Source organism: Paenibacillus sp. FSL L8-0641, assembly GCF_038006265.1.
Taxonomy (GTDB): Bacteria; Bacillota; Bacilli; order Paenibacillales; family Paenibacillaceae; genus Paenibacillus; species Paenibacillus polymyxa_D.
The window spans coordinates 5,519,910-5,542,308 of the sequence record NZ_JBBOUW010000001.1; the positions used below are offsets into that span (position 1 = coordinate 5,519,910).

The following is a 22,399-nucleotide window of genomic DNA, read 5'->3' on the forward strand; positions in this document are numbered from 1 at the left end:
ACCATGCCTGCACCTACTGTTAAGCATGCAGAAAAACATGGCCTTTCTCATTGATCCTCATAAATCATGTAACTCTCGTTATAAACATCCAACCTATCTTAAATACGTCATTGGGTTGCGTGGCGTATTATCTTTACGAATTTCAAAATGCAGATGCGTTCCGGTCGAGCGTCCTGTGTTCCCCATGACCCCGATCGACTCGCCTTGCTGAACCACCTGTCCTACATGAACGCCAATGCTGCTCAAATGCCCGTACACGGTTTGGTAGCCGTTGCCATGATCGATCATAATGACATTGCCGTATCCATTCTGCTGACCTGCAAATGATACCACGCCTTCATCTGATGCGTGAATGTCAGCACTACCGACCAAGTCGACACCCTCATGCATACGTCCCCAACGTGCGCCAAAGCTACTCGACATCGATGCGCCGGACACCGGCCAAGCAAACTGTCCTGAGCCTTCTCCTACAACCTTCGTTCCTCTAAGAACCACCTCAGTAATAGACGGCTGCAGCACCTTTTGACCGAGCCATTCCTCTTGCACGACCTCACCGTTCTCCTTGGTCAAACGATAGTCCATCTCTTTAAGACCTGCTTGTCCCGGTCTGACCACTTTGGTAACTCCTGCCTTCAGTTCATCGCTCTGACGAATCTCAACCTCAGGCTCGATGGCAATCTGTTCGACGACCTTCTCTACTGTTCGCACCGTAACCGGAACCTTCGGAGCAGTAAGCTTCAATTCGTCCCCAATTTGCAAATACAGCTCACGCAAGCCGGGATTGTTCTGCTTAATCTCCCAAGCGGTCATATTAAATTTAGTTGCAATCGACGACAGAGAATCGCCTTCTTGCACTGTATACGTGATAGGAGCCTCACGCCCCTCAGTCAACACTTTGACTGCTTCTGCCTCCGTCAGCACCTTGTTCGGGTCTGCTTTCACAGGCTCGTACGCGATTTTCTCACGGATACTGGCAGACTCCAGCCATGCTTTGGGGGTTTTAGTACTAGCACTCGCATGGCTGCTGCCCACGGATGTTTTGCGAACCAGCCCCTTGATGCCTGAAGATGTACCCTCACCCACAGGTGTGTACTTCTTCTGCACTTGCTTTAAAGCCGCCTGTGCAGTCGCCTTGTCCTTTACAATGCCAACCGTCTGACCGTTGACCTTCACTTCTACCCCTTTGGCATACGCTGTCAGCATACCATCCAGCTTCTTCAGCGTAGCTGCGCTGTCGATATCCGCTTTATATGCCTTCTCAATATCTGTCGTTACCGCGTTCGTATTGAGCACCATATCCACGCCGGGATACTTATCCTTATACTGTTTGCTCTTCGTTGCGTATAGCTGTTTAAGTTGTTGCTCATTCAAGATATTTCCGACCTCGACGCCCTTTACATACACTTTATAATAAGGAACTGTGTTAGCCCCGACATACTGATTACTTGCAAAAATAAGACTGCCTGCAATCACCACACCGCCTGCCGTCCAGCTCAGCCATTTTCTTCGACCGTTCCACCACTTTGCTAATTTCCCCGTTTCTACAGCAGACTTGTCTGCAACGTTGGAAGCTGCATTCCTGCTGTCTGGTGAATCCTGCTCCTTCAAAACCTTCATGACTCTCTCCTTTTCAGCATATCTTATCTCTATATAAATGCGTTCATTATTGGTCTTTCACACTATGAATCTAGCCTGTATTCACAAGCATCTATGATATTAGTCGCTATCTATCATTGCATAGTTGCGTAAAAGGTTTCAAAAATTTAACCTTTTCACAACACTGTTTACTTTAACATAGCCTTTACAAAGAATTCAACTACACCCCAATTACTTCCTGACACGCAAAAAAATCCGCGCATGGCGCGGATTCTACAGTCCTATTTTGAGCATAAGCATTGCCCATGAATTCATCTAGACAAACTAACCCATTTCGCTCTATATCTTGTTCATTGGAAGTCGCTTATTGGATTTTTGTAAAATACTTATTTAAGCAAAGCCATCAGCTTGTTATATTCCTCTTTGGTCAAATACTTCGCAAGCACCTGCTGAATATCCTGAAGCTCCTGCTCAGTGAGACCGCCTTCCATCGCGGCTGATATTTTCTGCATCTCCTCCGGCGGCAGCTTATTCATCAGAATTGCAAAAATTTCCTGTTTCTGTGCAGCCGGTAAGTTGTTCTTCTTCTCTGTCAAATGGTCGGGCGTAATCACTAAATCATGGCCTTCAATACTCGTTTCGGGTGTAGTTGTACCTTCTGCCTGCTTCCGTGACTCGTTGCCTGATGTTCCGGCCGACACAGCCCCCTTCTGAGATACCTTGCCATTGGCTGCGCCACCTGCCTCACTTCCGCTTTCTTCTAAGCCCTGTCCCATGACAGGCAACGCATCATCAGGCGGTGTTACACTTCCCGAGCCACTTCCTGTCGTCTTGTTCTTCCCCGTGTCTGTGCTTGGGTCAGTGCCCGCGCTGCCTTTTAGCCAACCCAATCCCCATATGGGCTGTTGATCAAGCTGAATGTTAAACTGCCGTAGCAGCGATTGAACATAAGCATTAACGACTACACCTGTCACTGCCAGCGTTAGTGCGCTAACCAACACGACCGTCATTCCTTTTTTGAGCAGCCATCCAAGCCACCTCATATCCCGTTACCTCCTTATACGCATCCTGCCATGTGTGTATCATCATGAAGTGCATATAGATCAGTATTGACGAGATATGACGATTTTTAACCCATGAAATATGTAAAACTAGCACCATTCAATAGGAGATGCCACATTCTGATTGAATCAGCGCGTACGACGCACCCAGAAACGGAAAATGTCACTGCGAACATAATCCAGAGAATACAGCACCTGCCTGTTCATTTCATCATAGTGAAGCTGCTTCAATAGTAATACCGTAGCCTGCGGATGCTTCAGCAGACGTGTCATATGTGCGTCGTCATAGTTTGGAACGGTAAGCTCGGAATAGGCTCCAACAATTCTTACCCCCGCCTTGAACTCAAGACTCTGAAAAAGCGAGCCTGAAAAAGAGTCATCTTCCAAAATGGGAGCGGCTAATTTCTCTGGCATCCAGTTTATAGAGTGGGCTACAGCCTCTCCGTTGGCAGTACGTGTACGCTCTAGAGCAATCATGGGCTCATTCTCGGAAAATCTCATCTGTTCGGCAATATCAGGAGGACAAACCGAAATTCTCTGAATGGATTCCAGCTGCTCGTCTTCCCGTAGCCCTGCCGAACGAATCATGTCACCGATGCTGTACAGGCGGTCCAGCGAGCTTGGAATACTCGGCAGCGGGCAAGTCGCAAACGTGCCACTCCCGTGTTTTACTAGTAACTTACCTTCCGATTCCAGTTGGCGAATAGCTCCCCGTAGCGTCGTACGCGAGACACGAAACGATTGGGAAAGTGCAGTTTCCGACGGCAGACGATCCCCCGGACCCATTTGATTAACCTTCATATATTCTTCTATACGCTGCTTGATGTTCTCTTGTTTGGTTGGCACCGTCCGAAGCCCAGCCTTTCTATTGTGTTAAGCCATATAAATCGGATTCGTAAAAGCAATCATCATCACGCAGTCTTCCATGCAGCCGTAAAGCTCCGCTCGTATCCAGCCCTTTCCTAGCGGGTCTTGCAATGACAGCGTATATTCTCCTGTTTGGGCAGGGATCTGAATCTCCGAACATATGCCTTGACTACTTGTCAGCAGAAGACGAAGATTCTGAGGCTTGAGATTATAATGGGCTGCTCTTCCTTCTACATCCAATTGAACCGTCACAGATAGTGGATCCTCTACAGTCAGCTCTATACATTCGCCGATGTGATAACGATGTTCTCTGCCCTTAATCTGCGCCCACATCGTCAGTAGCGGTCCCATCGTAACTGACACTGAACCGTGGCGAATCGCCTCAACTGCCCGGCCTTCTAAACCTTCTCGCTCTTCTGCTTCATCATGAACTCCCAGATATGTAACAGCCGGAAGTGAATCATCCGGTTTAGATACATGCCAGTCCCGACCGCTTACGGCAGTGATGCGATACCCCTGATTCAACAAATCGGTCCACATGGCAAACGCCCGCTGGCTATCCCGCTTAATAGATGGCATCAGCGTTGACCAGACCTCTATATAATCCACCTCGTGCCAATCCTGAATCGTGTACTCCCAAAAGCACCCCGTACAGATCGGACTTCCGATCCTGAACGGATGGGCAATCCCTGCAATGCCTCCCTGCTCATGCACCTGCCGAATCCCCTCATGAATGTCATCTGGCCCCAGCACACGCCAGTCGATAAAGCGGTCAACCCCAAGCGTCAGCATATGCCCGTAAAAGGTCGTCCACTCCATCCCTGAAATGATCGGGAGACCGAACTGCCGCTGAACCCCTTCCTGATCCGCAAGTGCCGATTGCGTGTTGTGATCCGTCATAGCAATGCATTCAAGTCCCAGATCCACTGCGCTTTGAACAAGCTCCTCCAGCGTGTGCTTGCCGTCGCTGTGAAGCGTATGGGTGTGAAGCTCAGCTGGAATCCATTTAAGCATATGCTGCTTCCTCCCCCAATACATGAATTTGGTAGGCAAGCGTCTCGGTCACAACGGCATGCAGACTGACCGTAATCCGCCACATGCCCGCCGGATGATCTCCTGCAAGGAACCCCGGCGAAGCCGCAGACGAACCGAGCCAATGCTCCTGCTGCATCTCGGGACGGTGCGCATTTCCCCGGTGACGGACAGGATCATCGACAGACAGCGTTAATAAATTTTGCAGCGGTATATACTTCTTCCATAGATCGGATGAATGCCCCGGCTCGTCGTATCCGTATTTGCACATGCTTTCCTCAATGATTCCTCGTGCTTGCTCTTGATCCTCCAATAACTTGGGCGTGTAAGAGAAGTGAATACGAATCGTTTCAGTCGGCTGCGGAATATAGAAGGAGTACGTAATATGGCTCTGGGTGCAGGTCCTGTCGACCGTTCCCTCCACATACAGCAGCCTGCTCATGACTGCCCATCCTTGCTGGACGGTTCATTTACAACTTGCTTCACCATATCATTCACAGGATGTCCTTCATCACCCGACACGTCTTTGTCGGCTGTCCATAAAACACCTACGGGTTGAAGCCGCGTCAGCTCAATCACCCGGTCTGTATGAATACCTGGAAACTGCGGGAGATTATCCTCGTTTAACGTAAAGGCACACAGTCCAGCCACTTCCATGCTGTCCGCACCGCCTTCCAGCAATACGGCTCTAATTTCAGCTATATCCTCAAGCACAGCCTCTCCAGATAGCTTGACCGTGGTAGAAAAATGTGACTCTGCCCCCTCATAAGCGGCTCTAAACTCCCCGAGTCTCAGATCATGGTGGCATGATGAATACCACTGCTCCGAGCCGTGAAGACGAAGCTGGATATCGACGCATGCATCTTCCTCGCGCCGATTGAAGCCCGGCCTGAATCCTGGAGACGATTCTCTGCCTGAATCCCGTAAGGGACGTTTGGAAGTCTGGATAAACACATAGCTACGCTGGTGTGCAAGTGCAATGGAAGACGCTTGTGACGGCATTTCCAGCTCCTGCTGACGTTCCATCTCCCACCCAGTGACCTGATAGGCAAAAGGAAAACGGCTCATGACCGCCTCACGCGGCTCTTCCTCTGGTTTCCACTGGAAAGCAGGCGGCAGCATAAAACGATAGTCCGATGAAATGTCATCCTTAAAGTTTCCATTGGTTGTTGCGGATTGGAGAACAGGATGGCCACCCAGATCATAACTGCCATTAAACGCAGTCGTAATATGATGTGCCCCCTGGAAAACAGCTTCCAGAACATTGCCCCCTGCATCTAGCTCGACGCGGTACATCCATTCGATATCGGTGGTTCTTCCCCATTTGCTCATAAGCAGCGGCGCGGGCGTTCCCTCATCTTCATGGCTGAACATCATCTGGTATTCGATGACCGTCTTCCCCTCGTTCACTTCTATGGAATAGAACAAAACAAGTGGTGTATCCGTAAAGCGATTCTCATAGGGATGTGACAGATTGCGGCCATATAAAAGCGGGGTATGGCGATAAATCAGTGATCTTGGAGAGGAATCAGCCACGCAGCGCAGTTCAACCCCGTCAATCCATGCTCGAGATACAAGCGGAGCCGATTCCAGTTCGCGGAATTCAGCATAGACCTCGTAATCGCCTTCTTTTAGGTATCCCAACAAACGGGTATACACTCCCTGACTGCTGCCATAGTACAAAATGACATCCTGATTATAGGCTTCATTCAGGTAGAGGCGTACGAAGGCAGATTCTCGATCTGTCGCAGCCCAGTCACTGTCTGATCTGGCGAACAGATCAAGCTCCGCGTATCCGTCTTCTGGCATGGAGAACCTAAACCGGAACCCGTTTCCCGGGCTGAGCTCAACCTCCGCTTTGTGTAAGGCAATCCGATAACCGCAATCCAGCAAATCCTTTTCCCACACTCGCCCACTAAACCCGGTAATTTGTACCTCTGCTTGGCTATTCATCCCTGTAACCTCCTTAGTGTATGACGGCAGTCTAGCTGGCATCCGCATCCTTCACCATTGTCCGAATATAAAAGTAGCCCATAAAAGAACACAGTAAAAACATAAATACTGCCATTGCGCTGGCCGTATGCGTCTCCTGATAGCTGGAAAACACCTGCTGCATCGCAACACCCAACACTTGTGGTGAGTTGGCACCGATCAGGAAGGGAGCCGTAAAGCTGCCCATGATTCCCATGAAAATGAAGGTCACCGCAACCCACATCGTTTTATAGGAAAGGGGTAAAATAAAGCGACCAAACAGCTGCATCGTGCTGGCTCCAGCATCTCTGGCACTTTCGACGACAGCGTTTGGAATGCTGGCAAGTGCCGAGCTGAGCAGCATGGTTGCGAACGGAATGTTGAACCACAAATTAGCCAGCACCAGACCCTTGTAGTCATAAATAATCCTCGGGATCGTTTCAATTCCAAGCGGCAGCAAAAGACGTGCAGCCCAACCGTGATTGCCATACATGGTAATGATCGCATACGTTGCAATTACACCGGGAACAAACATCGGAATAAAATACAACCGGCCTATCCACTTCACGACAACCCCTTTGCCGAATCTCAGATAAATCGCCAAAGCATAGCTGATGACCAGAGTGAGGGCCGTCGAGACTAACGTGACATTAATGGTATACATGATATTTCTACGCATGGCAGGTTCCGTGAACAGCCGAATATAGTTGGCTAGACCGTAGCCCGTTCCATATTGATCAATCAAGCTTTCCTTCACGGCATAAAGAATCGGAATAATAACGACGACCAGCAAAATGAGAAAAGACGGGATGACCAGGGCAAGCCCCAGCATCCCCCTTTTGGACAATGAACTCATGATCAACCACCCGCTACTTCACTTTGCCAGCGTTTGTAAATTTCCTGCTGAAGCTCTCCGCTGTTAAAGCTGCGGTATCCAGAAGATACACTGTTGAATTTCTCTTGCAGCTCCGTTGGCATCAGATTCCACTTAATCCCAGGATAGCCGTACATTTTGTTAATAACGACCGTTTGCGCTTCAGGCGTCAGTATATAATTCAAGAATTCCTGAGTGGCTTCTTTTTTGGAGGAGAGCGAAGGAACCATCAGATAAGAGGGTCCCCCTGTAAAAGCAGGATCGATCTGTGTCAGCTTCACCGTGTCCGGAAGCAGCCCTTTAGCCAGCTGCTCGAGTGCCATATCAGACCAAGCTGGAACCATATCAACCTCTCCACTCGCCAAAATATCAAGCGTGCCTTGGTTCTTCTTAGGATAGACTCCTTTTTGGTACATTGAAGGGCCCAGCTCCTTGAGCAGTGAGAAGCCTTGATCCCATTTCTTCATATTTGCCGGATCATCACTGTTCATCGCCTCTGGCGGAAGGAAATTATAGATCACCGTGTTCACAAACGAGCTGCCTGACCCACCCGTAGACGGATCGTTATAAGCAAACTTGCCCGGATGCTGGCGAATCCACGTGTACAGCTCGTCGGCTGTTTTCGGAGGCGTCGCTACTTTTGCACTATTATAGGCAAGGACAACCGAAGAGGCACGGTATGGAATGGCCTGATTGTTGACTTGCTTGAGATATGTTTCATCAACATTCTTCAAATTTGGAACCTTGGCGGCGTCTACCGTTTCCCACAGTTTCTCGCCTACCCCTTTGGTGATGTCATCCAGACTGCCTTCGTACAGGTCGATATCGGTATCGGTTTGTCCACTTTTCTTGGCTGCAATCAGACGATCCAGTGTAGATGCACCTCCGGTTCCTGCTGGCAAATACACCAGTTTGACCTTAACGTGATCATTTTTAGCTTCAAAGTCCTTGATTAACGTTTCCCACAGCTCTTTGACGTTCAGAGACCCTCCAGTGTACAAGGAAATTTCCGTCGTTCCCGTAGCGGCCCCCGCTTTTGTAGACTTGGCTTCCCCTGTAGCCGTGGCGGCATTACCGCCGTTACCACAACCAGCCAACAACGATAAACTAAGTACCCCTGCCAAAACCAGACCCATATTCTTTTTCCCAAACACGTTGTTGCCTCCTTTAGATAGTTGCACAAGTTCGCAGCATCATCAGATGATGCGTTCGTGACGGACATTGATGCGATATAGAGGTTGATCGTGAATCTTCATTGTGCTGTTGGAAAAGTAACCATTTTACTGAAGCTGAATCTGATGTGCTCTCCACTGCGCAGCTCGGCCGCTCGTTCACGCGGCACAAACATTTTCAGATGATGGGTACCGCTATCCAGCGAAACTTCCGCATAATGCCCTAGAATCATCACTTGTCTGATTGTTCCGGCTAGAGAACCATTTTCTTCCGTCGTCAGAACAATATCCTCTGGTCTTACACCAACCATGGATTCACCTGTGTATTCATGCTCTTGTGCAAACGGTATTCCGCTCACAGAGACACTGCGACCTGTGCTCACCCCCTTTAATAAATTGATACGGCCAATAAAACCCGCTACAAAAAGGGACTGTGGCTTGTCATAAATCTCCTGCGGTGAAGAGAGCTGCTCAATTCGACCCGCATTCATAACGACGATTCGGTCGGAAATGGACAGCGCCTCCTCCTGATCATGGGTGACGAACACCATCGTCATTCCTGTCTGGGTCTGAATATCACGCAGCTCCTCTCTCATCTCCATGCGCAATTTGGCATCAAGCGCGGAAAAAGGCTCGTCCAGCAGCAATACATCAGGCTTTAGCAGCAAAGCCCGAGCGAGTGCTACCCGCTGCTGCTGACCGCCCGAGAGCTGTCCCGGCGTTTTACGCTCTGCGCTCTCTAGCCGAACCAGCGCTAACGCTTCCTTCACCTGGCGGTCAATTTCTGTCTTCTTCACCTTGCGAATCTTCAACCCGAAAGCCAGGTTGTCATACACGGTCATATGCGGCCACAAGTTATAGCTTTGGAACACCATAGCCGTCGGACGTTTTTCGGGCGGTAGCTTGAGTACGCTTTTACCCTGAATCTGAATGTCGCCACTGTCCGGGTCCAAAAAACCGCCAATGGAGCGAAGCACGGTTGTTTTACCACAGCCGGAAGGTCCCAGCAGCGTCACCAGTTCTCCCTTCATCACGTCTAGTGAAATGCCTTTGACTCCGTCTCCTGTCTTGAAGCGCTTGGTTAACTCTTGAATGGATAATTGAATGGGCATTAGTTTAGGCTCCCTTTTCAGGATTTTGTAAACTCCTCTTTTGACCAATTACGTTACTTCACCTGAAATCCGCCTGCCAGGACATCCGCACTTACAAAACGCTTGGCTGCCAATAGCAGAATGATCGTTGGCAGGGTAAGAATGACTGAGAAAACAGCACCTGTTGTGCTCGGATAATCAGCAATGATGGAATACATGATGACTGGCATTGTTTTATAGTCCGGCGTTCCGACAAGAAGTGTCCCCTGTGCTTCATCCAGTGAAGCAAGAAAGGTAAAGATGGAGGCAACCACAATGCCGGGCAGCGCCATAGGAAAGGTGATTTTCCAGAACACCCGAAAGGGTCCGGCTCCAGCATCCCGCGCCGACTCCTCCTGTGCACGATGTACGCTGCGGAAGGCAGAGGATGGAATCCAGGTCATATACATGAGTGTGTTTACCATATGGATGAGCACAATGCCTGCAAAAGTGTTCATCAACCCGAATTGGTAGAATAGTACGGCAATGGACACATACAAACCCATTTTCGGAAAAGCATGTGTAAGCAGGAATGAGAAAAGAAACCACTTACTGAGCGGGAAAGAAATTCGTGCAAAGGCATAAGCAGCAGGAATACATACGATAATGGAGCAGACCGTAACGGTAATCGCAATCAGGAAGGATAGGGAAATCGAGCTGACTACATCATCCTGGGTAAGTACAAACTTCCACCATTCCAGTGACAAGCTCTGCGGGAGCGGTGCAGGATACTGCCATTTTCCTGAAACCGCCAAGAGGAGGAGATTGGTCAGAGGCCCCAGGAAAAAGATGACGAAAATGATAAGCACGATGAATTCAACAATTTTGCGTGTGCCGAGTGAGCGAAGATACCAGTTCATAATTCATCCCTCTCAAGACGTCTAGACGTCCAAATCTCTTTTCTATTTGGATTATAGAGAGGGTTTGTTATCACAAATCGACAAGGAAGATAAGATTATGTAAAGGGAAAGATACCATTTAACACTTCACAGAATAAAAAAAGAGAGAGGCTGCTAACAGCCTCTCTCTTTGAACATGTATTAATAGCTATATCATTCTTGTCCTACAAATAAATCGGAAGCACCTGATTCGTTTGATCACGATTACGCCCAACCGAGAAAATAGCAATTGGGATACCTGTCAGATCAGACACGCGTTGTACGTAATTGCGTGTAGTCTCAGGCAGTTCCTCCAGCGTTTTCACGCCAGTGATGTCTTCGCTCCAACCTGGCATTTCTTCATATACCGCTTCGCACTCCGCCAGCATTTTCAGGCTAGCCGGATAATGCGTAATCACCTCACCGCGGTACTTGTAACCTGTGCAAATTTTCACCGTTTTCAGGCCAGTCAATACGTCCAGCGAGTTCAGGGAAAGACCCGTTAATCCACTGACACGACGGGCATGGCGCACAACGACGCTGTCAAACCAGCCTACACGACGAGCACGACCTGTAACCGTACCGTACTCATGACCTGTTTCACGAATGTAATCGCCGACTTCATCGTTCAGCTCAGTTGGGAAGGGTCCATCGCCAACACGAGTTGTATACGATTTAGCTACACCGATGACTTGTTGAATCTTGGATGGTCCCACACCGGAACCAATACATACGCCGCCAGCCGACGGGTTGGAGGACGTAACGTAAGGATACGTACCTTGGTCGATATCAAGCATAACGCCTTGCGCACCTTCAAACAGTACCTTTTGATTTGCGTCAATTGCATCATTCAACACGACAGATGTATCTCCTACATAAGGACGGATAAATTCAGCATATTCCAGATACTGTTTTAGTATTGCTTCTACATCCAATGGCTCGCCGCCATATACTTGTTCAATCACTTGATTTTTTTCTTTCGTTTGATGGCGCAGCTTCTTTTCGAATTCCTCTGCATCCAGCAAATCAGCAATACGAATACCGTTACGTGCAGCTTTATCCATATAAGCAGGGCCGATCCCTTTACGGGTAGTACCAATTTTGTTAGGACCTTTGCGGTCTTCTTCCAGCACATCCAGCGTCATATGGTACGGCATAATCACATGTGCGCGGTCACTAATGACCAGATTTTTTGTGGAAAAGCCATTATCATGAATGTAAGTAATTTCTTCAATAAGAGCGGCTGGATTTACGACCATGCCGTTGCCAATAACACACTTTTTATCTTCATAAAAAACGCCGGATGGAATCAGGCTCAGCTTGTACTTTTTACCGTCAATGAGAATCGTATGACCAGCATTGTTTCCGCCTTGGTAACGGGCCACTACTTCAGCGCTTTCCGCCAGATAGTCCGTGATTTTACCTTTGCCTTCGTCTCCCCATTGTGTTCCCACAACGACTACAGTTGACATGTTTCATTCCTCCGTGGAGTGCCCACAGACACTCTGATTTTGAGCTGACACACTACGCATATCCGACTTCAACCGCCTGAGCGAGCAGATATGGAGCGCTCTCGGACAGCAGGAAAAAACGTCCGTCGCAGACATTCCGTAGGTTCGGAAAGCCCCGGGCGTAATGTTCTCCCCACTGCGTTGAAGCAGCACTATAAGTGTAACAGCACCATTTTTTAAAGTCAAATAAAAAACGAACATTATATTACATGAAAATAGTATTGTTCGTAATTGAGAGTTTCATTCCTTATATGAAAATATGTGAATTCTATAAAAAAGGACCCCTTCGAGATCGCGAAATCCGCGTCGAAAGAGCCTTTTTTAATGATACTAATATGTTATCCGGCGAACGCATCCGAATGGGCACGCTCGTAATTAGCGAATTTATTATAATTTTTGAGAAAGACCAACTCTACCGTACCGACCGGGCCGTTACGCTGCTTGGCAATGATAATCTCAATAATATTCTTCTTTTCTGTTTCCTGATTATAGTAATCATCCCGGTACAGAAACGCCACGATATCAGCATCCTGCTCGATAGAACCTGATTCCCGCAAGTCACTCATCATCGGTCGCTTGTCTTGACGCTGCTCCACACCCCGGCTCAGCTGGGAGAGGGCAATTACAGGCACTTCAAGCTCACGAGCGATTTGTTTCAATGTCCGTGAAATTTCGGATACCTCCTGCTGCCGGTTCTCGCCTGCTTTGCCTCGTCCGTGAATCAGCTGCAAGTAGTCGATTACGATCATACCCAGTCCCTTTTCCGCCTTGAGACGGCGGCATTTGGCACGGATATCCGCCACAGTGATGCCGGGTGTATCATCGATATAGATTTCCGCCTCTGACAAGGCTGCAATGCCCATCGTCAGCTTCGCCCAATCGTCGTCGCCTTTAAACTCACCTGTCCGCATGACGTTCGCGTCCAGATTGGCCTCGGCACAAATCATCCGCTGCACGAGCTGAGCGGCCGACATCTCCAGACTGAAGATGGCTACTGTCTCCTTTGCCCGAACCGCAACGTTTTGCGCAATATTCAGAGCAAACGCTGTTTTACCTACGGATGGACGGGCGGCCACAATGATCAAGTCATTGCGCTGGAACCCCGCCGTCATCTTGTCCAAATCAACAAACCCGGACGGAATCCCAGTCGTATTGCCCTTGTTCTGATGCAGCAATTCAACGCGGTCAAACACTTCCATCACGACATCGCGGATGGCAATAAAACCACTACCTGAGCGCCCGTTAGATATCTCCATAATCTTGCGCTCAGCATCGCTCAGCATACCAGCGACATCCTCGCCACTGCTATAGCCTTCGCTCACAATCTGCGTAGCTGCACGAATCAAGCGACGAAGCATCGCTTTTTCTTCAATGATCTGGGCATAGTAATCCACGTTAGCCGCTGTTGGCACCCCGTGAGCCAGCTTCGCCAGATAACTGACACCACCGATATCCTCTAGCTGTCCCTTGTCCTGAATTTTCGAGGTCAGCGTAACCAAGTCAATCGGCTGTCCGGATTCACCCAGCTCAATCATTGCTTCGTAAATCATCTGATGAGCCTTATCATAAAAGTCCTCGGTCTGCACCCGCTCCATTGCGGTAATCAGTGCTTCAGACTGGAGCAAAATAGACCCGATAACCGCCTGTTCAGCCTCCAGATTTTGCGGAGGAATCCGATCAAAAAATTCGCCGCCCATAATTATTCTTCAGTCACCTGTACTTTCAGCGTAGCTTTGACCTCAGGATGAAGCTTAACGGTCATTTGAGTCACGCCCAACGTACGAATCGGTTCTTCCAGCTCAATTTTGCGTTTGTCCAGCTTGATACCAGTTTTAGCTACTGCCTCCGCGATTTGCTTGCTTGTAATCGCACCGAACAGCCGTCCACCTTCACCAGCCTTCGCCTTGAGCTGAACCGTTGTCTCTTCCAGCTTTTTGCCGAGCGCTTGCGCCTCTTCCTTTTCCTCTTGCTTGCGCTTTTCCTCAGCAGCATTCTGGTTTTCCAGCGTCTTCATATTTCCTTCTGTCGCTGGACGGGCAACACCACGCGGCAACAGGAAATTCGCTGCATAACCGTCCGACACTTCCTTAATTTGCCCCTTCTTGCCTTGGCCCTTCATATCTTTAATGAATATCACTCTCATTCAAATAACCCCTCTTCCCCATCAATTTCGGCCAGCACGTCGACCACTCTGCGCTTAGCTTCCTCCAGCGGGCAATCCAGCTGAACCGCCGCATTCGTCAGATGTCCTCCGCCGCCTAGCCGTTCCATGACGACCTGTACGTTCATGCGTCCGAGTGAACGGGCGCTGATCCCCACCAGGCCGTCAGGACGTTCACTGACCACAAAGGAGGCCAGTACATCCGTCATATTGAGTAATGAATCCGCCACCTGAGCAATCAGGAGCTGCGGTATTTTCTGTCCGGGCTCAGTTACCGCAATTGCGATATGCCCATATATCATTTTAGCATGCTTAATAATTTCCGCCTTAGCAATATATTCATCCAGGTCCTCTTTTAACATGCGCTGGATCATAACTGTATCTGCTCCGCTACGCCGTAAAAAGCCGGCTGCCTCGAATGTACGCGAGCCTGTATGCAGGGAAAAATGCTTGGTATCCACCGTAATCCCTGCCAGCAGTGATGTTGCCTCCAGCGGTGTCAGTTGGACCTTCTCATGAATATATTGCAGCAGCTCGGTCACCAGCTCACAGGCCGATGACGCATAGGGCTCCAAGTAGATCAGAACCGAATCATTAATAAATTCCTCGCCCCGACGATGATGGTCAACAACAACCACCCGACTAGCTGTCTGCACCAGACGCGGCTCAATCGTCATGGAGGCCTTGTGCGTGTCCACCACGACCAGCAGACTGTGCTCAGTCATCAGCTGGAGCGACTGCTCTGGTGTCATGAGCGCTTGCGATAGATTCTCATCCTTGTTTACCTGCTCCATCATTCGGTCGATTGACGGATTGGATTTATCGAGTACGATATGTGCCTCTACATTGTAAAGTGCCGCAGCCTTCCACACACCGATGGCAGCTCCCACCGCATCCATGTCCGGTATTTTGTGTCCCATGATCAGCACGCGGTCGCTCTCCTGCATCAGATCACGCAACGCATGTGCAATCACTCGGGCACGTACTCTGGTACGCTTCTCGACAGCATTGGACTTGCCTCCGTAAAAGGACAGGCGTTGTCCCGCCTTCACTGCTGCCTGATCGCCCCCACGTCCAAGCGCCATATCCAGACTGGATTGGGCCAGCTCGCCTAGCTCCTTGATGCTCTCTGCACCGAAGGACAAGCCAATACTCAGTGTCATCGGTACTTTCAAATCCGCCGTCATTTCCCTCACGGTATCCAGAATGACGAATCGACTCTGCTCCAGCTCCTGAAGTGCTTTATGATTTAGCATAATGAGATAACGCTCAGAAGATAATCGACGCAAATAAATATTGTACTGATTAGCCCAGGATGTAATCTCGCTTGACACCTTCGCAATAAGCGCCGTGCGTTGCTGATCGTCCATCCCCTGAGCAGCCTCGTCCATATTATCGAGCATGACGATACCGAGCGCCAGTCGCTCATTTTCATACTGCTTGCGTAGCACCGCCAAATCCGTTACTTCATACAAATATATCAGACGCTCATCGGGCACGATCAGAAACTGATAATGACGCTCATCATGCTGTAGCTCCACCTTCAGCTCACGAGCAGGCTCCTTTGTTTCCTTTTTGGTGCTTAGGGCACCTGCGAGTTGAGGAAACAAATCATGAAGAGACTCACCAATCAGCGATTGCTCCTCAAACATCTCCCCGGCAAACCGATTGTGCCATTCTACCGTTCGATTTTCACTGTATAAAATGATGCCGAACGGCAATGTGCTAATCGCTTCCCCTTCCACCCGCTTGATCCGGAAGGAAAGACCGCTGATATATTGATTCAATTCCCGACGAAAATCCAATTCCGTCTTCAGCATCAGCCCGCCGAGCAAGAATGACAGCAACAGTCCTATCACACCCAGTTCCCAGTTGTACATGGAAATACATATGACAAGGACCAGCAGCAGCAAAAACGCCCAGACCGTCTGATAGCCGTGCCAGCGTTTTTGTAGAAATTTAGGCATGACTGTTCACCCTATTTCTTTGATCTTGTAATAGCTTCACGCAGCGGAAAGGCCAAATCAATAATACCTATAATGCGGAGCGGCTGGAACACCAGAACGACGAGCGACAGCAGCAACGCAATCACCGGGCTCATTTTACGGCTATGCGTCCAGAAGTATACAAAACCAATCGTCTGGATTATAAAACATGCATGAATCAGCGGTAGCATACTAATGGAAACCATTTGAATCCAGCTGCTATCGGAAGACCCTGCTATCCATTCAATTACAATTGCCAGCAGATAATACCAGATCAGCGCGCGCGGTAGCCTCCACTCGCGGGCAGGCTTCATTTTGCGTACCGGTACATCGAGACTGCTCAGTGCCGGACGTGTCAAAGCATGCGTAATCACCGCCAATATGAACGAGGTCACGATCAGCACATACGGAATTTTTCCAATCAGCATTGTGCCGAGTTTCTGCGTATCCTCTGCCGTCCAATTCATGTTTGAAAACATCGGATTAGTACTCAAAACCTGCTGTACAATACTTGCCGATATCGCAGCCTGATCACGAAGATACTGTGCAAGATCAAACCCAAAGGAATACGTGGCGATAAACAGAACAACCAACAACTCGGCTAAAATAATGCCCATTCCGGTCATCAACGCCTGAAAAGCAAGTCCTCCCTTTTTATATATCCGTCCCATCATGATTGAAGGAATCAGAAAATAAATCGCAGGGAGCAGCGAATACACATCGAGTAGCGCTATAATGAGCAGCACCGGCATGACGTGGACCAGAAATCCTTTGAAAGGCAGCGATGAAAACATTACAGCGCCAGGCACAATCAGCAAAAATACGGTAATGATTCTTAATGGTGTCAATAGAGTCAGCAGCAGAAGCAAATAAATGACGCTCCATGCTACAGTTGCCAAGCGGAATTTCAACGTTTTCACCTCTTACGCATATGTTCTTCCAGTGCGGAAATGTCCTGATACCAATCCTCCAGCTGGTGTCCTTCTTTTCTGTGCTTTCTTAGCTTGTCGATGAGTAGATCATCCAATTCACGGTAAGACACTCCAAGGCGCCTCCCCAAAATATAACTGCTCATCACTAAGCTCGCCAAGCAATCACCAATGCGGGCTGTACTGCCTTCCCACATTGCCTTAAACAAACGGGAGACTTGGTCCAGCACCTCTGTTTTAAGCCATTCAATAACCTTGGCTCGTTTAACTACATCCATTTCTTTAGGCATATGATGAAGAGTCACACCCCTCTGAAAAAGCTTTATTCTCCATTATAGCATATCCTATTCTGAAAATAACTGTTACCCCATAGGGTAAATTGTTATTTTCGGAGCAGCTTTGTTGCTTATTTTAGCTTGAAGTATTAAGCGATTCTCTGGATACAAATTTTTCACAATACTCAATAATCTGGCTCCGACGTACAATGCCAATAAACCGTTCCATATCATCTACAACGGGCACAAAGTTCTGTACCTTAGCCAAATTGATTAAATCCTCCATGTTAGCATCAATGGACACGGGCTTCATCGTAACCCGCAACGGAACGTCCTTAAGCATAAACTTAGAAGCGTTTTCAAAGGTGATTTTCCCCTCGGACTCTTTCATATGCCACAACAGATCACCTTCTGTAACCGTACCTGTATATCTACCTTCCTTATCTAAAATAGGAACCGCTGTAAAACGGTGATATTCCATCCGTTCCAACGTTTGCCGTAAAGTAGCATCCGCCGTTACACAAGCAACTTCCTGTTTGGGAAGCAAGAAAAAAGCGATATTCATGAGAAACGAATCCCCCTCAAAATCAAATATAAATCAATTGATTATTCACTGAATGTCCTGCTTGTCGGGAAGCCTCAGCGTCTGCGGGGTTGTATCGGAATCTAGCCAGTTGGCAATTATGAGTCTGGCATATTCAAGTTCCTGTTCATTAGCCCGGTCATAATACAGGCCCTTCTTCTTGAACCCTTCCCCCGTAATCGTAAAACTTGAAATTTGCGGATTCCCCTGTGAAATAGCCTGCTTGCCAAGCCCAGTAATAAAAGTAGGTTCCATGTCGGTTTTGAAATTGGCTCCCATAATATCGAGCAACTCTGGAATCTTGGTAATTCCGTTGATATTCAGCAGCTTATCCGCCATAGCGTTCAGGAAAATTTGCTGCCGTTTGGTACGGTTGAAGTCGCTATCTTCCCGATATCTAACATAATACATGGCTTCCTCACCATTATAAAGCGGCTTGCCCGCCTCAATACGGAACTTGATATGCAGCGGATTCTTATTCTCAATGGGCTTGTCGATTGGAAGCACAACTCCACCCACTGCATTCACCGCATCCTGAATACCCTGGAAATTAATCGTAGCATAATAATCGGCCTTATGCTCCATCAACTTCTCTACTGTAGCCATGGACATATCTTCGCCTCCGAACGCATAAGCATGCCCCAACTTATCAAAATCATCCTCGCCATCGCGATTCGGATCATGTCCGGCAATCTGTACGTACGTATCCCTTGGAATAGAAACCAGAAGCACACGCGATTCCGCAGGCCGTACTACCGCATACATAACCGTATCCGAGCGACCACGCGCCTTTTCATTGGGTCTTTGATCCGTACCCAATAACAGTACCGAAAAAGGTTCCTTACGGTAAGCTACTGTCTCTTGCTGCTGCTGTTCCCCGGATTGTCGGGGCTGATAGGATTTCTCCAGCTTGCTTTCCAACGTCGGTGATACAAACCAGTCAAAAGCCACCAGTGTCAGCTGTTTGCGGAACAGGTAGCCTCCCAATGCAATCAAAAATAAAACAATACATGAAATATATAGAGCGGTAAACCTCTTTTTCTCTTTGGTCTTTCCACGGGTCCTTCTCCTATGTCTTCTCTCCATAACCGGTACCTTCCTTCTTTCCGTCACAAATCCCATCTCTTCATTAAACCGAATTGATCCCTCATGAAGCGAAAACTTCCCCTCAAAGCATAAAAGGTCTGCTACCTTGTTGTCAAAAGTGTCATGGCGTGGTCAGCTCCTCGAATTCATACCAAAAAGGGCCTCGACCTCACGGTCAAAGCCCCAATTCATGTTTTTATTCGTATCCTATGTAGCTTTCAAAGTCATTTTTCCCTTAATGTGGAGCCAGTTTCGCCAAATTTTGTAGTCGCACCGGAAAAGAAGTCGACAGGGCAAAACCATAATCGAACAACCTCCGGGTCTGCTCAAAACGCTCTTCCTTGCTCGGAGCACCCAGCACCACAGCAACTAGCCGTCTTCCATGCTGCTCAGCGGTACCCGTGAAGCAGTATCCAGCATCGCTTGTGTACCCTGCTTTCAGTCCGTCTGTTCCCGCGTAAGAGTACGGTCCAGCCAAGGAAGGCAGCATCCAGTTCGTATTACTAATGTAGATGCCTTTATCCTTCAACTCCATCTGCGTACGGCTGGACGTTCTCAAAATCTCTGGGTGTGACGTAATTAAATAGGAGGCCAACTTCGCCGTGTCGCTTGCTGTCATTTTCGTTTCTCCCCGAATATCCTCAGGGTGATTGGGCCCCAATTCACTCTGACCTGCCCCCGAGGCATTGCTGAAGCGACTATCGGATGACAACCCTATTTGGGCAGCTTTTCCATTCATACGCTTCACAAAAGCTGATTCATTCCCTGCTGAACGCTCGGCTAACGCGACAGCGGCATCATTCGCTGAATACACAACCATACTCTGGAACAACTCGGATACGGTCATCCTTTCACCATACCGAAGAGACAGATTTACACCACCCACCGTACTCGCGTAACGGCTAATTCGCACTTCATCATTCCAACCTAACCGTCCGGCCCGAATATCCTCCAGCACCAATAGCTCGGTCATGAGCTTGGACATATTTGCGGAAGGCATAGGTGTATCACCGTTCACATCCATCAGCAATTCCCCAGTATGCATGTCCATCAGCACCGCTGCCTCTGCATCCACATTCGGCTTTCCGATCAACAGGCGGGGTCCAAGTGTAATAAAAATCAATATAATAAGTAACGGGACGACAATAGCCCAACGTATCCAGTGTTTTTTCATCATCGTAATAACCTCCTTACTCTATTAGACGATGAAAAATCCATTTTGTCTGCAATTTTTCGAAAAAAAGATACAATTTTTTTACCTTTTTTATTCCACGCCAAAATATCCGTCAATTCTGCTTCAGGATGACGGATATTTTGCTGTCCTAATTATTATATTTTAGGCAAAGTGACAGGCTACAAAATGCTGATCGCCCGCATCGCGGTATACCGGAATCTCTGTTTTACAACGTGCTTCTGCCATAGGACAACGTGTATGAAACTTGCATCCTGAAGGCGGATTGGCCGGAGATGGGATGTCTCCTTTCAACACAATCCGTTGTCTCTTGATCGTGGGATCGGGAATCGGTACTGCCGATAGCAGCGCCTTCGTGTACGGATGAAGTGGATTACTGAACAGTTCCTCCTTGGAGGAAAGCTCTACCATTGAACCCAGATACATCACACCAATCCGGCTACAAAGATGCTCGACTACACTTAGATCATGCGAGATGAACAGATAGGTCAATTGGCGTTCCTGCTGCAAATCACTTAACAAATTAATGATCTGGGCCTGAATAGACACATCCAGAGCAGAAACCGGCTCGTCAGCCACAATAAAATCAGGATTCAAAATCAAAGCCCGTGCAATCCCGATCCGCTGACGCTGACCGCCAGAGAACTCATGCGGATACCGATCATAGTGATACGAGGACAGCCCGCAAATGTTCAGCGTTTCATTGACCTTCTTCCGCAGCTCTCTACGATCAATCAACCCGTGGTCCAGCAACGCCTCTCCAATGGCTTCACCGACCTTAATTCTCGGATTCAGTGAGCTAAAAGGGTCCTGAAAGACGATTTGCAACTTCGGACGAAGCGCACGAATCTGCTCTTTGTTTAACGCATGCAAGTCTTCACCTTTATATCGTACCGATCCCTCTGTCTTATCCATCAATCTGAGAATTGTTCGTCCAATCGTACTTTTGCCGCAACCCGATTCTCCTACCAGACCGAAGGATTCACCCTTATGAATGTTAAAGGATACATCATCGACTGCTTTCACATGTCCGACAGTACGCTGAAAAATCCCGCCTGTGATCGGGAAATACTTTTTCAGCCCTTCCACTTGAATCAAAGGCTCGCTCATATCCGTTGCCCTCCTTCTTTCTCATATAGCCAGCAGGCAACCTTATGACCATTCTCCTTTTCATTCAAGGGAGGAGCCTGATCCTTGCAAATTTGCATACAATGGGAGCACCGATCATGAAAATGACAATTTTCCCCCAACTCAATCGGGTTTGGAACCTGTCCTGGGATGGAATACAGTCGATCCATTTTCTGATTAATGACGGGCTTCGCCTTTAGTAAGCCTTGAGTATATGGATGCTGCGGATTTTTAAACAGCTCAATGACAGGCGCCTCTTCAATGACGTTTCCAGCATACATAACGACCACATAGTCAGCCATTTCTGCCACAACGCCTAAGTCGTGCGTGATGAGCATAATGGAGGTTTTAAGCTTATCCTTCAAATCCCGCATTAAATCCAGAATCTGCGCCTGAATCGTAACATCCAGTGCCGTTGTTGGTTCATCCGCAATCAATAGCTTCGGATTACAGCTTAATGCGATGGCAATCATGATCCGCTGACGCATACCGCCACTCAATTCATGAGGATAGGAATGAAATATTTCTTCCGATCGTGAAATCCCCACCAAATTAATCAGCTCAATTGCCCGAGCATGTGCTTCTCTTTTACTCATTAATGTATGCATCAGCAATGGCTCCGTGATCTGTTCCCCAATCGTAAGCACGGGATTCAGAGAAGACATGGGCTCCTGAAAAATAATCGAAATGTCATTGCCGCGAATCTGCTGCATTTGACCTTTATTAAGCGTTAAGAGGTTTTTGCCCTCAAACCAGATTTCACCGTCTGAGGTGTGGGGAGAATCAATCAGCCGCATCATCGTCATCGCTGTTACACTCTTACCGCAGCCAGATTCCCCTACCACACAGAGCGTTTCACCCTCACGAATTTTAAAACTGACGTCATTGACCGCTTTGACAGTTCCGCTAGAGGTATGAAAGTGGGTTTTCAGGTTACGAAATTCAATCAAAGCATTTTTCATAAACGT

21 protein-coding genes are annotated in these 22,399 nt (G+C 48.2%); all 21 read right to left on the reverse strand.

The window, feature by feature from the left end; genetic code table 11:
- Positions 1-93: 93 nt before the first annotated feature.
- Positions 94-1,617, reverse strand: coding sequence for a M23 family metallopeptidase (locus MKY16_RS24945; protein ID WP_318627806.1), 1,524 nt, complete (start codon positions 1,615-1,617; stop codon positions 94-96).
- 365 nt (positions 1,618-1,982) lie between these two features.
- The gene (locus MKY16_RS24950; RefSeq protein ID WP_029518936.1) at positions 1,983-2,639 is read right to left on the reverse strand and encodes a hypothetical protein; all 657 of its coding nucleotides are present in this window, start codon (positions 2,637-2,639) and stop codon (positions 1,983-1,985) included.
- A 147-nt stretch (positions 2,640-2,786) separates the two neighbouring features.
- Complete coding sequence (locus MKY16_RS24955; protein ID WP_340957511.1) at positions 2,787-3,503, reverse strand: GntR family transcriptional regulator; 717 nt, start codon at positions 3,501-3,503, stop codon at positions 2,787-2,789.
- A gap of 27 nt (positions 3,504-3,530) precedes the next feature.
- A complete protein-coding gene (locus MKY16_RS24960; RefSeq protein ID WP_165145445.1) occupies positions 3,531-4,538 on the reverse strand; it encodes a CehA/McbA family metallohydrolase in 1,008 nt (335 codons plus the stop codon).
- Positions 4,531-4,998 (reverse strand): hypothetical protein, encoded by a 468-nt coding sequence (locus MKY16_RS24965; RefSeq protein ID WP_340957513.1) that lies wholly within the window; start codon positions 4,996-4,998, stop codon positions 4,531-4,533. Before MKY16_RS24965 ends, MKY16_RS24960 begins: the two co-directional genes overlap by 8 nt.
- Complete coding sequence (locus MKY16_RS24970) at positions 4,995-6,509, reverse strand: hypothetical protein (protein WP_340957515.1); 1,515 nt, start codon at positions 6,507-6,509, stop codon at positions 4,995-4,997. The genes MKY16_RS24965 and MKY16_RS24970 overlap by 4 nt, the downstream gene beginning before the upstream one ends.
- 31 nt (positions 6,510-6,540) lie before the next feature.
- The gene (locus MKY16_RS24975; RefSeq protein WP_165178318.1) at positions 6,541-7,383 is read right to left on the reverse strand and encodes an ABC transporter permease; all 843 of its coding nucleotides are present in this window, start codon (positions 7,381-7,383) and stop codon (positions 6,541-6,543) included.
- Between the two features lie 2 nt (positions 7,384-7,385).
- Positions 7,386-8,555 carry an extracellular solute-binding protein gene (locus tag MKY16_RS24980; RefSeq protein WP_025723151.1) on the reverse strand — a complete coding sequence of 390 codons (1,170 nt, stop codon included), beginning with the start codon at positions 8,553-8,555 and terminating at the stop codon, positions 7,386-7,388.
- A gap of 98 nt (positions 8,556-8,653) precedes the next feature.
- A complete protein-coding gene (locus tag MKY16_RS24985; RefSeq protein ID WP_340957517.1) occupies positions 8,654-9,685 on the reverse strand; it encodes an ABC transporter ATP-binding protein in 1,032 nt (343 codons plus the stop codon).
- Positions 9,686-9,738: 53 nt separating this feature from the next.
- Positions 9,739-10,563 carry an ABC transporter permease gene (locus tag MKY16_RS24990; RefSeq protein ID WP_069012367.1) on the reverse strand — a complete coding sequence of 275 codons (825 nt, stop codon included), beginning with the start codon at positions 10,561-10,563 and terminating at the stop codon, positions 9,739-9,741.
- Positions 10,564-10,766: 203 nt separating this feature from the next.
- Positions 10,767-12,053 (reverse strand): adenylosuccinate synthase, encoded by a 1,287-nt coding sequence (locus MKY16_RS24995; RefSeq protein WP_029518946.1) that lies wholly within the window; start codon positions 12,051-12,053, stop codon positions 10,767-10,769.
- Between the two features lie 377 nt (positions 12,054-12,430).
- Positions 12,431-13,789 carry a replicative DNA helicase gene (gene dnaB, locus MKY16_RS25000; RefSeq protein ID WP_013373892.1) on the reverse strand — a complete coding sequence of 453 codons (1,359 nt, stop codon included), beginning with the start codon at positions 13,787-13,789 and terminating at the stop codon, positions 12,431-12,433.
- A 2-nt stretch (positions 13,790-13,791) separates the two neighbouring features.
- Positions 13,792-14,235: a 50S ribosomal protein L9 gene (gene rplI, locus MKY16_RS25005; protein WP_340957518.1), complete on the reverse strand. Its 444-nt coding sequence runs from the start codon at positions 14,233-14,235 to the stop codon at positions 13,792-13,794.
- Entirely contained in the window at positions 14,232-16,220 is a 1,989-nt protein-coding gene (locus MKY16_RS25010) for a DHH family phosphoesterase (protein ID WP_069012455.1), read from the reverse strand. The genes rplI and MKY16_RS25010 overlap by 4 nt, the downstream gene beginning before the upstream one ends.
- Before the next feature lie 11 nt (positions 16,221-16,231).
- The gene (locus MKY16_RS25015; protein WP_340957520.1) at positions 16,232-17,149 is read right to left on the reverse strand and encodes a DUF2232 domain-containing protein; all 918 of its coding nucleotides are present in this window, start codon (positions 17,147-17,149) and stop codon (positions 16,232-16,234) included.
- Positions 17,150-17,154: 5 nt separating this feature from the next.
- Positions 17,155-17,457 carry a MazG-like family protein gene (locus MKY16_RS25020; RefSeq protein WP_013312791.1) on the reverse strand — a complete coding sequence of 101 codons (303 nt, stop codon included), beginning with the start codon at positions 17,455-17,457 and terminating at the stop codon, positions 17,155-17,157.
- A gap of 121 nt (positions 17,458-17,578) precedes the next feature.
- Complete coding sequence (locus MKY16_RS25025; RefSeq protein ID WP_013312792.1) at positions 17,579-18,007, reverse strand: CBS domain-containing protein; 429 nt, start codon at positions 18,005-18,007, stop codon at positions 17,579-17,581.
- Between the two features lie 45 nt (positions 18,008-18,052).
- Positions 18,053-19,111, reverse strand: a complete 1,059-nt coding sequence (locus tag MKY16_RS25030; protein WP_340957522.1) for an LCP family protein — start codon at positions 19,109-19,111, stop codon at positions 18,053-18,055.
- A 235-nt stretch (positions 19,112-19,346) separates the two neighbouring features.
- Positions 19,347-20,288: a D-alanyl-D-alanine carboxypeptidase family protein gene (locus MKY16_RS25035; RefSeq protein ID WP_340933807.1), complete on the reverse strand. Its 942-nt coding sequence runs from the start codon at positions 20,286-20,288 to the stop codon at positions 19,347-19,349.
- A gap of 159 nt (positions 20,289-20,447) precedes the next feature.
- Positions 20,448-21,413: an ABC transporter ATP-binding protein gene (locus tag MKY16_RS25040; protein WP_311080854.1), complete on the reverse strand. Its 966-nt coding sequence runs from the start codon at positions 21,411-21,413 to the stop codon at positions 20,448-20,450.
- Positions 21,410-22,393 carry an ABC transporter ATP-binding protein gene (locus tag MKY16_RS25045; protein ID WP_069012451.1) on the reverse strand — a complete coding sequence of 328 codons (984 nt, stop codon included), beginning with the start codon at positions 22,391-22,393 and terminating at the stop codon, positions 21,410-21,412. Before MKY16_RS25045 ends, MKY16_RS25040 begins: the two co-directional genes overlap by 4 nt.
- Between the last annotated feature and the right edge of the window lie 6 nt (positions 22,394-22,399).

Coding starts and splice junctions, on each gene's coding strand:
- MKY16_RS24945 (WP_318627806.1), bottom strand. CDS start 1,617: ATGAAGGTTTTGAAGGAGCAGGATTCACCAGACAGCAGGAATGCAGCT.
- MKY16_RS24950 (WP_029518936.1), bottom strand. CDS start 2,639: ATGAGGTGGCTTGGATGGCTGCTCAAAAAAGGAATGACGGTCGTGTTG.
- MKY16_RS24960 (WP_165145445.1), bottom strand. CDS start 4,538: ATGCTTAAATGGATTCCAGCTGAGCTTCACACCCATACGCTTCACAGC.
- MKY16_RS24965 (WP_340957513.1), bottom strand. CDS start 4,998: ATGAGCAGGCTGCTGTATGTGGAGGGAACGGTCGACAGGACCTGCACC.
- MKY16_RS24970 (WP_340957515.1), bottom strand. CDS start 6,509: ATGAATAGCCAAGCAGAGGTACAAATTACCGGGTTTAGTGGGCGAGTG.
- MKY16_RS24975 (WP_165178318.1), bottom strand. CDS start 7,383: ATGAGTTCATTGTCCAAAAGGGGGATGCTGGGGCTTGCCCTGGTCATC.
- MKY16_RS24985 (WP_340957517.1), bottom strand. CDS start 9,685: ATGCCCATTCAATTATCCATTCAAGAGTTAACCAAGCGCTTCAAGACA.
- MKY16_RS24990 (WP_069012367.1), bottom strand. CDS start 10,563: ATGAACTGGTATCTTCGCTCACTCGGCACACGCAAAATTGTTGAATTC.
- MKY16_RS24995 (WP_029518946.1), bottom strand. CDS start 12,053: ATGTCAACTGTAGTCGTTGTGGGAACACAATGGGGAGACGAAGGCAAA.
- dnaB (WP_013373892.1), bottom strand. CDS start 13,789: ATGGGCGGCGAATTTTTTGATCGGATTCCTCCGCAAAATCTGGAGGCT.
- rplI (WP_340957518.1), bottom strand. CDS start 14,235: ATGAGAGTGATATTCATTAAAGATATGAAGGGCCAAGGCAAGAAGGGG.
- MKY16_RS25010 (WP_069012455.1), bottom strand. CDS start 16,220: ATGCCTAAATTTCTACAAAAACGCTGGCACGGCTATCAGACGGTCTGG.
- MKY16_RS25020 (WP_013312791.1), bottom strand. CDS start 17,457: ATGCCTAAAGAAATGGATGTAGTTAAACGAGCCAAGGTTATTGAATGG.
- MKY16_RS25025 (WP_013312792.1), bottom strand. CDS start 18,007: ATGAATATCGCTTTTTTCTTGCTTCCCAAACAGGAAGTTGCTTGTGTA.
- MKY16_RS25030 (WP_340957522.1), bottom strand. CDS start 19,111: ATGGAGAGAAGACATAGGAGAAGGACCCGTGGAAAGACCAAAGAGAAA.
- MKY16_RS25035 (WP_340933807.1), bottom strand. CDS start 20,288: ATGATGAAAAAACACTGGATACGTTGGGCTATTGTCGTCCCGTTACTT.
- MKY16_RS25040 (WP_311080854.1), bottom strand. CDS start 21,413: ATGAGCGAGCCTTTGATTCAAGTGGAAGGGCTGAAAAAGTATTTCCCG.
- MKY16_RS25045 (WP_069012451.1), bottom strand. CDS start 22,393: ATGAAAAATGCTTTGATTGAATTTCGTAACCTGAAAACCCACTTTCAT.